Origin of the sequence: Bradyrhizobium sp. 930_D9_N1_4, assembly GCF_052076015.1 — a bacterium.
GTDB lineage: Bacteria > Pseudomonadota > Alphaproteobacteria > Rhizobiales > Xanthobacteraceae > Bradyrhizobium.
The window spans coordinates 814,239-827,054 of record NZ_CP197236.1; the positions used below are offsets into that span (position 1 = coordinate 814,239).

The 12,816-nt window shown below is 64.2% G+C and carries 12 protein-coding genes; 6 read left to right on the forward strand and 6 right to left on the reverse strand.

All coding sequences use genetic code 11. From position 1 onward, the window contains the following. Nucleotides 1-137 precede the first annotated feature (137 nt). The 5 genes from AB7532_RS03815 to AB7532_RS03835 all read right to left on the reverse strand — a co-directional run bounded on the left by AB7532_RS03815 (nucleotide 138) and on the right by AB7532_RS03835 (nucleotide 4,212). On the reverse strand, nucleotides 138-659 hold the full coding sequence (locus AB7532_RS03815) for a hypothetical protein (RefSeq protein WP_441233500.1): 522 nt from the start codon (nucleotides 657-659) through the stop codon (nucleotides 138-140). 65 nt (nucleotides 660-724) lie between these two features. Beyond that, nucleotides 725-1,537: an MBL fold metallo-hydrolase gene (locus AB7532_RS03820; protein WP_441233501.1), complete on the reverse strand. Its 813-nt coding sequence runs from the start codon at nucleotides 1,535-1,537 to the stop codon at nucleotides 725-727. Nucleotides 1,538-1,630: 93 nt separating this feature from the next. Further along, on the reverse strand, nucleotides 1,631-1,882 hold the full coding sequence (locus tag AB7532_RS03825) for an AbrB/MazE/SpoVT family DNA-binding domain-containing protein (RefSeq protein ID WP_441233502.1): 252 nt from the start codon (nucleotides 1,880-1,882) through the stop codon (nucleotides 1,631-1,633). A 57-nt stretch (nucleotides 1,883-1,939) separates the two neighbouring features. Continuing rightward, nucleotides 1,940-3,466 (reverse strand): permease, encoded by a 1,527-nt coding sequence (locus tag AB7532_RS03830; protein WP_441233503.1) that lies wholly within the window; start codon nucleotides 3,464-3,466, stop codon nucleotides 1,940-1,942. Next, the gene (locus AB7532_RS03835; protein ID WP_441233504.1) at nucleotides 3,463-4,212 is read right to left on the reverse strand and encodes an ABC transporter ATP-binding protein; all 750 of its coding nucleotides are present in this window, start codon (nucleotides 4,210-4,212) and stop codon (nucleotides 3,463-3,465) included. The genes AB7532_RS03830 and AB7532_RS03835 overlap by 4 nt, the downstream gene beginning before the upstream one ends. Before the next feature lie 263 nt (nucleotides 4,213-4,475). Here AB7532_RS03835 and AB7532_RS03840 point away from each other — a divergent pair, with 263 nt between their 5' ends. From AB7532_RS03840 to AB7532_RS03865, 6 genes are all read left to right on the forward strand, one after another. Continuing rightward, nucleotides 4,476-5,351, forward strand: a complete 876-nt coding sequence (locus AB7532_RS03840; RefSeq protein ID WP_441233505.1) for a branched-chain amino acid ABC transporter permease — start codon at nucleotides 4,476-4,478, stop codon at nucleotides 5,349-5,351. A gap of 5 nt (nucleotides 5,352-5,356) precedes the next feature. After that, the gene (locus AB7532_RS03845) at nucleotides 5,357-6,508 is read left to right on the forward strand and encodes a branched-chain amino acid ABC transporter permease (RefSeq protein WP_441233506.1); all 1,152 of its coding nucleotides are present in this window, start codon (nucleotides 5,357-5,359) and stop codon (nucleotides 6,506-6,508) included. After that, entirely contained in the window at nucleotides 6,505-7,263 is a 759-nt protein-coding gene (locus tag AB7532_RS03850; RefSeq protein ID WP_441233507.1) for an ABC transporter ATP-binding protein, read from the forward strand. Before AB7532_RS03845 ends, AB7532_RS03850 begins: the two co-directional genes overlap by 4 nt. A gap of 3 nt (nucleotides 7,264-7,266) precedes the next feature. Then, nucleotides 7,267-8,055, forward strand: coding sequence for an ABC transporter ATP-binding protein (locus tag AB7532_RS03855; RefSeq protein ID WP_441233508.1), 789 nt, complete (start codon nucleotides 7,267-7,269; stop codon nucleotides 8,053-8,055). A gap of 97 nt (nucleotides 8,056-8,152) precedes the next feature. Beyond that, the gene (locus AB7532_RS03860; RefSeq protein WP_441233509.1) at nucleotides 8,153-9,991 is read left to right on the forward strand and encodes an AMP-dependent synthetase/ligase; all 1,839 of its coding nucleotides are present in this window, start codon (nucleotides 8,153-8,155) and stop codon (nucleotides 9,989-9,991) included. A gap of 79 nt (nucleotides 9,992-10,070) precedes the next feature. After that, complete coding sequence (locus tag AB7532_RS03865) at nucleotides 10,071-11,270, forward strand: ABC transporter substrate-binding protein (protein WP_441233510.1); 1,200 nt, start codon at nucleotides 10,071-10,073, stop codon at nucleotides 11,268-11,270. Nucleotides 11,271-11,621: 351 nt separating this feature from the next. Here AB7532_RS03865 and AB7532_RS03870 read toward each other — a convergent pair whose 3' ends face one another. Then, nucleotides 11,622-12,737: a lysozyme inhibitor LprI family protein gene (locus AB7532_RS03870; protein WP_441233511.1), complete on the reverse strand. Its 1,116-nt coding sequence runs from the start codon at nucleotides 12,735-12,737 to the stop codon at nucleotides 11,622-11,624. Nucleotides 12,738-12,816: the final 79 nt, after the last annotated feature.

A 12,816-nucleotide genomic window follows, 5' to 3' on the forward strand; every position in this document is an offset into this window, starting at 1 on the left:
GGGGAGGGTTGGGGTGGGGGTGTCTCCACAGAGAGATTCCCAGTGTGGAGAGAGTCTCCACCCGGCGCGTCGCGCCAACCTCCCCCGCAAGCGGGAGAGGTTGCACCGAGCCCGGGACAACTCCTCGTATTCCATCATCACGTCTTGCGCCGCGTGGCTCTCACATCGACCACCAGTCGCCAATCGGCTGCCGCGCCAGGCCTCACCTCACCAAGCCAATGGAAGGAATCGTCGCTGATCTCCGTAAAACTCCATCGCGTCAGGTCGCCGGCTTCAGTCGTGCCCTCCTGCACGATGTCCTCGCCGCGTGCGCGGCCGATCTGCTGGCGGAATACGCTACGACCGGGATCGAACCAGGAAATCCGCCACGCGGACATGGTGGGGTCATAGACCCGCAGCGTCGTGCCGTACCAATTGCCGGCGATCGGAAAAGCCCGAGAGCCTGCGGGCCGCGGGATGATCCAGACGTCCTGCACGGCGCGGCCCTCCAGCACCCAGCCGAAATGAATCTCGCCAAATGTGGTGTGCTTGGTTCCATCGGGCCCATGAGCGGTGACCCCGGCGTCCCAGTCGCCAACGAAGCGGCCGTAAAGCTGAAGCGCCGCCGCATGCTCGGAATTCGGTCCGTCCGCGTGGAGCAATCTCTTGAAGTCGGTCATGTCCATCTCCTGTTGCGGGGAGATCAGCACGAACGAGTCGCAGGCGACTTGGAGAAAATTGCGCGTCAGACGCCGTCGAGGACGATCACCGTCGGATGGGTCGGCAGCTTGTCCCGCGACATCCGGAACGAGCGGTCGCCCCGCCGGTCGATCTCGAACTGCTGACCGATGCCGCGCAGGAAATCGTCGAGCGGGGTGGCGAAGCGGTGCATCGGCAGCACCACCGATGCGCGCAGGCGCTTGGTGATCTCCGCGACGCCGCCGAGCGACATGGTGTAGGTGCCGTCGATCGGCACCATCACGATGTCGAGCCGCCCGATCTGGGCAAAATGGCTGTCGTCGAGCTTGTGATGGAGATGGCCGAGATGGCCGATGCAGAGGCCGGCGACCTCGAAGATGAAGATCGAATTGCCGTCGCGGATCATCTCGGCGCCGGCATCGTCGCCGAAATAGCGGCGGATGTCGGTCGTGACGTTGCGGACAAAGGTGTCACCGATGCGCTCCGACACGATGGCCGGCTTGCCGTCCTCGCTCCAGCCATGCAGCACATGGGGAATGCGCTTGTCGGGGAAGAGCGTGTAGTGCGTGCTGTGGGCCCGGTTCATGGTGGCGACATCGGGCAGCCGCCCGACCTGGTAGGCGCCGCTATAGTCGGTGGCGATGCGCAAGCCGCCGGGCGTGTCGATGACATAGGTGGAATGGCCGGCATAGGTGATCTGGACTTCGGCCGCCGCTGCCGCTTGCCGGAACGCAACCGGCATCGCGCGGGGCGCCGCATTCGCCATCGCCAGGCATTCGCTGCGCTGTGGCTGCTGGGCGAGCGCAGGTGAGACCAATGCGCCAAACAGCGCCAGTGCTGCCGAAAGCGGTCGCCACATGAAACAGTCCCCGATGAATTCAGGGGAAAGTCTAGCGTGCAATGCAGCGCAGGGCCAATAGGACGCGATCAACAGCGCGTCAGTGTCGCAGGTCTACTGCTCGCCTGCCCAAGCCGCAGCTATAATTTCATTCATACCCTCGATCGAGAGAGGAGCGTCTATTCTCTTCGCGCTCAGGAAGCCAAAAGCATCAGAAATCTCGCCCCTCGGGGCTGCTCTCAATTCGACCTTGCCGTTTGGAAGCCCATTTGCGATGAGCCTATCACCCGGTCGGACCCCGAGGTGCTTTAGCAACTCGGCGGTCAACGTCACCTGCCCCTCAACGGTTACCTTGAACGTCTGCATTGCCTATCAATAAGGCAGTATAGATTGATCTCAAAGGAACAAATGAGACTTAGCTCTTCACTCCCGCCTTGGGCTAAACTTCCAGGTGATGGCGACGAGGCTGGCCGTGATCAGGCCGCTAATGAGACCGGCCAGCGGCAGGACAAGCAACATCACGGCGCTGGCGGCCCAGCCGATCGAGGAGAAGGCTTCGGCAAAGGTCGCAAGCCGCGACGAGGTCTGGCGGCGGCGGAATTGGCTGCGCCGGGCCTGCACCCGGAACCAGAGCTGGATCGCGGTCGCGGACGCCGCGCTGATCATCACGGCGCCGGCGCTGACCGCAGCCTGGTACGGCGAGGCAAAGGCGAGCGCTGCGATCAGCGGACAGAAGATGGCAGAGATGGCGATCAGCACCACCTCGATCTTGGCGCGGATGACGCTGGACGGCGTCAGCGGCGCCGTCGCGACCAGGTCAGGGGCGTCCTCGCCGGAGATCGTCAGCCAGGCGAGCCCGCCGGCGAGCTGTCCTGCCGCCATCACGATGACGGGCGTGATCAGCGTCAGCGCCGCGGAGCTGTCGGCAAAGTTGCGCCAGAGCAGCAGCGCCGGCGGCACCAGATAGAGCAACTGCATCAGGGTTTGAGAGACCAGCCAGGGGTCGCGCCACAGCAGCACGAATTCCTTGCGCCGCAGGGCCTGTTGTCGCGATCCACCGCGGAACGGCCGCTCCTTTGACCGCGTGCTGCCGGACTTGCCGTAAGCGGCGGCATCGATCGCGGTGTCGGCAAAGCGACGCGAGAAGATCGCCATGACGCCGCCGAGCAGCACCAGAGCGAGCGCCAGCAGCAGCAACAGCGCCTCGCTGTCGCCCATCACCGCCCGCGCCGGCCACCACAAGATGCTGTCGACATTGGGCGCATAGGCGATGAGGCTCCCCGACGTCAGGATCGTGACGCGTGACAGCGTGCCGTAGGACATGATCGCGGCAACCTGAAGCGCGATCACGAAGCCTGCGCCGATGATCGCCGCGAGAATCTGGGCGATGAGGCGCGTCCGCGCCGGGCCGATCAGGCGGAACAGCAGGACAGTGATGGCAATCGCGATCGCCGCGGCCGACAGGCCCATCGCGATGACGACGCCGATCGCCGCAAGCCAGCGCGGCCCGCCGCCGATCACCAGCACATCGATGAAGGGCGTCGAGAACAGCAGCGCCATCACCGTGACGGTGAGCGCGATCGCAGCGATCCGTACCGAGAACAGATTGGCCAGCGTCGCGGGTGAGGACATGATCAGATCAAGATCGGCACGAGCGTAAAACACCCGCGTCACGGATTCGATCGCCTGCGACAACATCAGCGTCCAGGCGAGGAAGATCGTCGCCGAGATCACGATCAGCGAGGATTTGTCGAGTGGCAATTGCAGATCGGCAAAGCGGCCGATCACCGCCCAGGCCGGCACGTGCAGGAGTGCGGCGATGGACAGCAGGCCGATGACGGCGGCGCGTGTCCGCTTGCGCCGGCCGCCCGTCATCATGGCGAACCATTCGCGCCAGGCGAGCCGGAGCTCGTGGCGGGCAAACCAGGACAGCGCGGTCGCCGAGCTCATGCGGCTTCCTGAAGCGTCACCAGCGCGATGAAGAGATCTTCGAGGCTGGTGTCGGCATGGCCGTTCTGCTGGCGCAGCTCGGTGAGCGTGCCTTCGGCGACGAGGCGGCCCGAGGCGATCACGCCGATGCGGTCGGCCATGCGTTCGGCGACCTCGAGAATGTGCGTGGTCATGATGATGGTGCAGCCGGACTGAACACGTTCGCTGAGCAGGCCCTTCACGTGGCGGGCGGAGACGGCATCGAGCCCCGTCAGCGGTTCGTCGAGAATGATGAGGCGGGGATCGTGCACCAGCGCGCCGGCGAGAGCGACCTTCTGGCGCATGCCCTTGGAAAATCCTTCGCAGCGTTCGTGCTGATGCGGCTCCAGTCCGAGCGAGCTCAGCAGTTCCTGGGCGACCGGTTCCGAGACCGACGGCGCGATGCCCCAGAGGCCGGCGACGAATTCGAGATATTCGAGCGGGGTGAGCTTGTCATAGATCATGGGCTCGTCGGAGACCCATGCCATCACCTGCTTGGCGGCAACGGGGTTTTCGAGCGCGTCGATGCCGAAGATCGAGACCGCGCCGGCATCGGGCCTGAGCAGGCCTGCAACCATGCGCAAAGTGGTGGTCTTGCCGGCGCCGTTGGGGCCGACCAGCGCATAGAATTCGCCGGCGTGAATGGTGAGATCGAGGTTATCGACCGCAAGACGGTCAAAACGCTTCGTTAACCCCAGGACTTCCAGCGCCGATTTGTCCGGCTTCATGACGGCCACACCTTGCGGTTTTGCATCGCTCGCGACCATGACCCGAAGATGTTTCGGCACCGTGAATCGCGTTGCTGCAAATTCCGGCAGACGGGTTGGACTAATGGCAAGTCACCGTTTGTTGACAGCGCGCGGGCGTTCAGGCTGAATTGGCGCCGGGACAAATGGAGCTAACGCAGCGAAACGACTGCGTAGCGACTGGACACAAGATGCGGCAAGGCGGTCACGAAGAACCGCAGGTTGCATCGGGAGGATGCGCGGCGATGCTGGATTTCGTTCAGCAGCTGGTCAGCGGTGTTGCGCTCGGCTGCGTCTACGGCCTGATCGCGCTCGGCTTCGTGCTCGTCTACAAGGCCACCGAGGTCGTCAATTTCGCCCAGGGCGATCTGATGATGCTCGGCGGCTTCTTTGCCTTCACCTTCATCGGCATGATGGGGCTGAACTACTGGATCGGTTTTGCCGGTGCGGTGGCGGCCATGGCGATGTTCGGCATGGTGGCGGAGCGCGTGGTGGTGCGGCCGATCCTCGGCTATCCGCAATTCTCCATCATCATGGCCACGATCGGCCTCGGCTATTTCCTGCGCTCGGTCGCCGGCATGATCTGGGGCACCGACGATCTGAAGATCGAGACGCCGTTCAGCCAGGGCGTGCTGCGCATGGGCTCGCTGGTGCTGGCCTACGACAAGCTCTCGGTGATCGCGGCAACGATGATCCTGTGCACGCTGCTCTGGCTGTTCTTCAACAAGACCACGCTCGGCACCGCGATGCGCGCCAGCTCCGAGAACATGCTGGCGGCCTATTACATGGGGATCCCGGTCAAGCGCGTGGTGTCGGTGGTCTGGGCGATCAGCGCGGCGGTCGCGACCTGCGCCGGCGTGCTGCTGGCGCCGATCACCTTCATCCATTCCAACGTGGGTCTCGTGCTCGGGCTGAAGGCGTTTCCCGCCGCAGTCCTCGGTGGCTTCGGCTCGATCCCGGGCGCAGTGGTCGGCGGCGTGCTGATCGGCGTGATCGAGAGCATGGCCGGCTTCTATCTCGCCGAGGGCTGGAAGGACGTCGCGCCCTATATCGTGCTGCTGGCGGTGCTGCTCTTGAAGCCTGAAGGCCTGTTCGGCCTGCACGTCCGCAAGAAGGTCTGAACGCCATGCGCTTCCTGTTCAAGACCGACTACGAGGACGACATCAAGCTGTTCCCGCATTCGGGCTATTTCGTCTCCTACGGCATCCTGCTCGCGCTGCTGCTGGTCGCGCCCCATGTGCTGTCCAGCTATCTGATGAGCCAGCTCGTCTTCGTCTGCATCTATGCCATCGTCGGCGTCGCGCTGCTGATCCTCACCGGCTTCACGGGACAGGCCTCGCTCGGTCATGCCGCGTTTCTTGCGATCGGCGCCTACACCGCGGCGTATTTGCAGAAATACAACGTGCCGTTTCCGGTCTACTTGCTCGCCGCCGGTGCCCTGACCGGGTTGATCGGCGCGATGGTCGGCTTTCCGGCCCTGCGCCTGACCGGCATCTACCTCGTCATTGCCACCATCTCCTTCGCCCTGATCGTCGAGGAGATCCTGGCGCGGTGGGAGAGTGTGACCCATGGCAACGAGGGCATGCGGGTCAAGACGCTGTCGCTGCTCGGCGTCGCCGTGCCGCGCGACAGCCCGACCTTCTATTATCTCTGCCTTGCGGTGCTGGTGCTGACCATCGTCGGTACGCTCAATCTGCTGCGTTCGCCTACGGGCCGCGCCTTCGTCGCGATCCGCGACTCCGAGACCGCGGCGCGCAGCATGGGCATCAATGTCGCGCTCTACAAGGTCAAGTCGTTTGCAATCTCGGCGGCAATCACCGGCCTTGCCGGCGTGCTGTTCGCCCACAAGCTCTCCTTCATCTCGCCGGAGATGTTCACGCTGCAGCTTTCGATCGAGTTCATCATCGTGATCCTGATCGGCGGCACCTTCAGCCTGCACGGTGCGGTGCTGGGCGCGATCTTCATCGTGATGATCGACCCGTTCCTGACCTACCTCAAGGACGACATGCCCGGCATCATCGCCGGCATCGCCGCGACCTTCGGCGCGGGCCCGGCGACGGCGGGCAGCATCCAGTCCAAGGTCGCGGCCTTCGCCTCGCTCAACGGCCTCAAGGGCGCGATCTACGGCATCATCATCGTGCTGTTCGTGCTGTTCGAGCCGCTCGGGCTCTACGGCCGCTGGCTGAAGATCAAACTCTTCTTCCAGCTGTTCCCGCTCTACAAGCGCGCCACCTTCAAGCGGCAGAAGATCTACGTGAAGTCGGAGCGCAACCGATGAGCTATTTCCGCGCCGAGAATATCTCGCTGCATTTCGGGGGCCTCAAGGCCGTCGATGCGGTGTCGTTCGCGGTGGAGAAGGGCGAGATCCTCTCGATCATCGGACCGAACGGCGCCGGCAAGAGCTCGATCTTCAATCTGATCTCGCGCATCTACCGGCCGACCTCGGGCCGCATCTTCTTCGAGGACCAGGACATCACCGAGCAGCCGCCCTACGACATCGCCAGGCTCGGCATCGCCCGCACCTTCCAGAACATCGAGCTGTTCGAGAACGCGACCGTGCTCTCCAACCTGCTGGTCGGCCGCCACCGCCATTCGACCACCCAGCTCTGGCAGGAAGTGCTGTTCCTGCCGAGCGTGCGGGCCAACGAAAAGCTGCACCGCCGCCGGGTCGAGCAGGTCATCGAATTCCTCGATCTCGAGCCCTACCGCGACAAGCTGATCTCGGGCCTGCCTTACGGCGTGCGCAAGGTGATCGAGCTGGCGCGCGCGCTGTGCTCGGAGCCGAAGCTGATCCTGCTCGACGAGCCGTCCTCCGGTCTGAATGTCGAGGAAACGAGCGACATGTCGTTCTGGATCCGCGACATGAAGAACGAGCTCGGCGTCACCGTGCTGATGGTCGAGCACGACATGTCGCTGGTGAATCGTGTTTCCGATCGCGTCATCGCGCTGAACTACGGCCGGGTGCTGGCGATGGGCTCGCCGGCCGAGGTGCAGCAGCATCCCGACGTCGTCGCCGCGTATCTGGGAGCGTGATGCATGGATGCCGCCGTGACGCCGGACACCATCCTGAAGCTCTCCAACATCGAGAGCTATTACGGGCCGATCATGGCGATCCGCGGCATCTCGCTGGAGGTGCCGCGAGGCCGCATCGTCACGCTGCTGGGCGCCAACGGCGCCGGCAAGACCACCGTGCTCAAGACCATCTCGGGCATCCTCGATCCGCAGAAGGGCGCGATCGAGTTCATGGGCAAGTCGATCCAGCGCATGGAGGCGGACAGGATCGTGCGGCTCGGCCTCAGCCACGTGCCGGAGGGGCGCGAGGTGTTCCCGTTCCTCTCGGTGCGCGAGAACCTGATGATGGGAGCCTATCCGCGCAAGGACCGCGACGGCGTCGCGGAGGATCTGGAGCGCGTCTACGGCTATTTCCCGCGGCTGAAGGAGCGCATCAACCAGCCGGCCGGCCAGCTCTCCGGCGGCGAGCAGCAGATGCTCGCGATCGGGCGCGCACTGATGAACCGGCCGACGCTGCTGCTGCTCGACGAGCCCTCGCTCGGCCTGTCGCCGCTGCTGGTCAAGGAGATCTTCACGATCATCCGCCGTGTCAACGAGGAGCAGGGCATGTCGATTCTGCTGGTCGAGCAGAACGCCAAGGTGGCGCTGGAGACGGCGCATTACGGCTATGTGCTCGAGATCGGCCGGATCGTGATGAACGACACCTGCGACCGCTTGATGCATTCCCAGGACATCCAGGAATTCTACCTTGGCGCCAAGGAGCAGGGCGCGAGGGGCGAGCGGCGCTGGAAGAAGAAGAAGACTTGGCGTTAGAGGAAGACTTGGCGGTAAAATAGAACGGCCCATCCGCTAACACAGACCGCCGGCAAGGCAGGCAGCGGAGGGGATACGCGACAAGGAGGGAATGCGCATGGCCCGACCGGCGGTGCTGACGGTCGCTGATACGATCGCGAAGAGCTTCCTGCATGCCGCGGAGACCCGGGGGGAGCGGCCGGCCATCCGCGAGAAGAAATTCGGGATCTGGCAGCCGACCAGCTGGCGCGAATGGCTGGCGGTCTCGAAAGAGATCGCCTACGCGCTTCACGCGAGCGGCTTTGTGCCCGGCGACGTCGCCTCCATCATCGCCAACGCCGTGCCGGAATGGGTCCATGCCGACATGGGCATCCTGTGCGCCGGCGGCGTCTCCTCCGGAATCTATCCCACCGATTCCTCCGCGCAGGTCGAATATCTCGTCAACGACTCCCGGACGAGAGTAATCTTCGCCGAGGACGAGGAGCAACTCGACAAGATTCTCGCCTGTCGCGCGCGCTGCCCGTCCCTGCAAAAGATCATCGTGTTCGACATGGAGGGCCTCAGCGGCTTCTCCGACGACATGGTGATGTCGCTCGACGCGTTTCGCGCGCTCGGGCGTAACCACATGACCGGGCGCGAGGCGCTGTGGCAGGAGATGATCGACAGCCGCGGCGCTGACGACCTCGCCGTGCTCGTCTACACCTCGGGCACGACGGGTCCGCCCAAGGGCGCAATGCACGCCAACCGCAGCGTCACGCACCAGATGCGGCACGCCAACGACTTCATCCCGGCGCGGGAGGACGAGGACCGGCTGATCTTCCTGCCGCTCTGCCACGTCGCCGAACGCATCGGCGGCTACTACATCTCGGTCGCGCTCGGCTCGGTGATGAACTTTGCCGAAAGCCCGGAGACCGTGCCGGACAACTTGCGCGAGGTGCAGCCGACCATCTTCCTCGCGGTGCCGCGCATCTGGGAAAAATTCTATTCCGCGATCACCATCGCGCTGAAAGACGCGACGCCGCTCCAGCAATGGGTCTATCGCCGCGCTATTCAGGTCGGCTATCGCATGGTGGATTGCCGGATCGAGGGCAGGGCGCCGCCGTTGTCGCTTCGCATCGCCAACCGCATCGCCTACCGGCTTGCCTTCCGCAACATCCGCCGCATGATCGGGCTCGACCGCTGCCGCACCGCCTTCACCGGCGCGGCGCCGATCGCGCCGGAACTGATCCGCTGGTATCTCGCGCTCGGCATCGACATCCACGAGGTCTATGGCCAGACCGAGAATTGCGGCGTCGCCACCATGATGCCGGCGGCGCGGCTCAAGCTCGGCTCGGTCGGCACCGCTGTGCCCTGGGGCGAGGTCGCGCTGTCGCCCGACGGCGAGATCCTGATCAAGGGCGACTTCCTGTTCATGGGCTACCTCAACCAGCCGGAGAAGACCGCCGAGACCATCGACCATCGTGGCTGGCTGCACACCGGCGACGTCGGCACCATCGACAATGAAGGTTTCGTCCGCATCACCGACCGGATGAAGGACATCATCATCACCTCGGGCGGCAAGAACGTCACGCCGTCCGAGATCGAGAACCAGCTCAAATTCTCGCCCTACATCTCGGACGCGGTGGTGATCGGCGACCAGCGCCCGTACCTCACCTGCCTCGTGATGATCGACCAGGAGAATGTCGAGAAGTTCGCGCAGGACCACGACATCCCCTTCACCAATTATGCGAGCCTGTGCCGGGCAACCGAGATCCAGGATCTGATCTGGCGCGAGATCGAAGGGGTCAACGGCAATTTCGCCCGCGTCGAGACCATCAAGAAGTTCTATCTGATCGAACGTCAGCTCACGCCCGAGGACGAAGAGCTGACGCCGACCATGAAGTTGAAGCGCGGTTTCGTGAACAAGCGCTACGCCGCCGAGATCGAGGCGATGTATCGCCAGCGCGCGGTGGCCTAGGCAATTTCGTTTGAAAAGAGCGAAGGAGCGATGGCCCCCGCCCTTCGAACAATACGGGCCCCAAGGAGAGGAGACGTCAATGTCGAGATCGTTTAACGCGTTCGGCCTTGCTATGGGCGCCGTGGCGCTCAGCTGTCTGCCGGCCACAGCGCAAACCAAGATCACCAATGAGGGCATCTCGGCCACCGAGATCGTCATCGGCACGCATCAGGACCTGTCGGGTCCGATCAAGGGCTGGGGCGTTCCGGTCTCCAACGGCATGAAGATGGCGGTCGAGGAGGTCAATGCCGCCGGCGGCGTCAACGGTCGCAAGATCCGGCTGGTCGTCGAGGACAGCGGCTACGATCCGAAGAAGGCCGTGCTGGCCTCGCAGAAGCTGATCGAGCGCGACAAGATCTTCGCGATGGTGGGTCCGATGGGATCGCCGACCGTGCTCGCCGCGCAGGATATCCTGCTCGACGCCGGCGTGCTCCAGCTGTTTCCGCTGACGGCAGCCGAGTTCACCTTCAAGTTCGATCCGGCCAAGCCGCAGGAGCGGCTGAAGTTCAACAACCTCTTACCCTATGTCGAGAGCACGCGCGCGGCGCTGAAATACATGATGGAGTGGAAGAGCTTCAAGAAGCCCTGCATCATGCATCAGGACGACGAGTACGGAAAGAACGTGCTCGACGGCTTCAACCAGCAGCTCACCGCCATGAAGGTGCAGCCGGCCTCGATCACGAGCTACAAGCGCGGCGCCTCTGATTTCAGCGCGCAGGTCGCCAAGATGAAGTCCGACGGTTGCGACCTCGTCGTGCTCGGCGCGGTCCTGCGTGAACCCATCGGCGCCATGACGGAAGCCAAGAAGCTCGGCTGGGAGGTGACCTTCCTCGGGGCGACGCCGACCAACGTGATGGAAGTGCCGATGCTCGGAAAGGACGCCGTCGAGGGCCTCTACGCCGCGAGCGGCTTCGAGATCCCTTACGAGGACACCGCCAAGGACAAGGTCAAGGACTGGTTGGTCAACTACAAGAAGATGTTCAGCACCGACGCCAACACGCAGGCGATCATCGGCTACAACGCGGTGATGACGTTTGCGTTCTACGCGAACAAGGCGGGCAAGGATCTGACCGGGCAGAAGATGCTGGACGCGCTCGAATCGGGCGACAAGTTCCTCGACATCTTCAACTCGCCCCCGACGAAGTTCTCCAAGACCGACCACCTCGCCAACACCATCACCCAGGTGCAGCAGGTCAAGGGCGGCCGCTGGGTGCTGGTGAAGGACAATCTGATGTTCTGATGAAGGGCGGCTGACGCGGCGCGAACGGTGCACCCTCTCCCCCTGCGGGAGAGGGTGGATCGCCGCAAGGCGGCGAGCCGGGTGAGGGGTCTCTATCCGCGAGTCGGGAATCGTAGGGTGGGCAAAGGCGCGCTTGCGCCGTGCCCACCATCTCTCTCGATCATAAAAAATGCGTGGGCACGCTTCGCTTTGCCCACCCTACGATATCTGCGTTTGCGGATGGATACCCCTCATCCGGCGCCATAGCCGAAGCTTCGCTTCGGCGTTCTTAAGAACGGCGGCCAGAGGCCGCCTATGCCACCTTCTCCCGCAAGGGGAGAAGGAAGAAAGAGAGGGGAGGGTCAGAAAACCCTACGATCCCCCGCCCGCCGTCCCCGAATTCACCGGGGCCAGTTCGTCCTCGCGGCAGCGCCAGCCGTCGGCGGCTTTGACGAAGGCAAAAGTCCGCTGGATTCTCAGCCGGCGCGTCACGTTGAAGGCTTCTCCGGATCGCTCCTTGCCGGCCGCGGCCGGCTGTGGGCGGCCCGTCCTGGGGTCCCAGCAGGTGCCGGTGCAGGCGGAGGCGACCTTGCTGCAGGTGGCGAAAGGCGCCAGCACGACCATCTCGATCTCCCCCGTCACCTGCGCCTCCTGATCGGTCGCCTGGCTGTCGAGCGCGTAGACGCGGTTGATGCGGAGGAAATTGCCGCAGGAATTGGCGGCGTGAATCCGCGCGGCGCAGAAGTCGACGGCGTCGGTGTCGGGGATGCGGGCCGCGACCTGGCGGCCGAACACCTTTTTCGGATCGCCCCTGGCGGCGGCGATGTCGCCGGTCTTGCGCTTGAGATGTTCCGCAAGACAATCTTCCGCCGACTCGAGCTCGGCGAGCGGCACGTTCTCCTTGCCGACCAGATTGCACTTGCGGTCGCGCTCGCGCGTCCACCTTCCGTATTCGGCGTAGGCAAAGCGCGCTGCGGTCGGATCGAGCTTGCCGATCAGGCCGAGCACCTGGCTGTTGAGCTCGGTCTCGGCGAGCGCCAGCGACGGGTCGGCGCAGATCAGCGCGCCGGCGGCGGTGTTGGCTGCGAGACAGTCAAAATCCGGATCGCGCACGATCGCGGCGCGGTCTTCGGTGACCTTGAGCAGGCACGCCTTGACCCGGTCGAAATCGTCGCTGCGGATCGCGGTCTGGCCGACGATGCCGCAGCCGAGATTGCGCTGGCGAATCCAGATCGCGTTCTCTTCGATTCCGGGCAGGCGATCGGGCAGGCGGGCGAGCCGTGCCTCGTTTCCCGTGCTCAGCTTTTCGGCGGCGGCGGCGAGCTCGGCATCACCGCAGAACAATTGATTGCCCGGGTCGCGGATCTGCTGACAGTTGTTCTTCGCAAACAGCGGCAGCCTGTCGGCGACTGAGCGGTCGGATTGTGCGGACGCGGATGCCGCGGGCAACGCCAGCAGCGCAAGCACAGACAGCACGATGAACCGCATTCCAGTCGCCCCCGCATGGTGGGGTCCATGCTAGCGTCCCGGATCGCGGGGTGGAATGGGGTTGTGGGGAAGGTCGTGT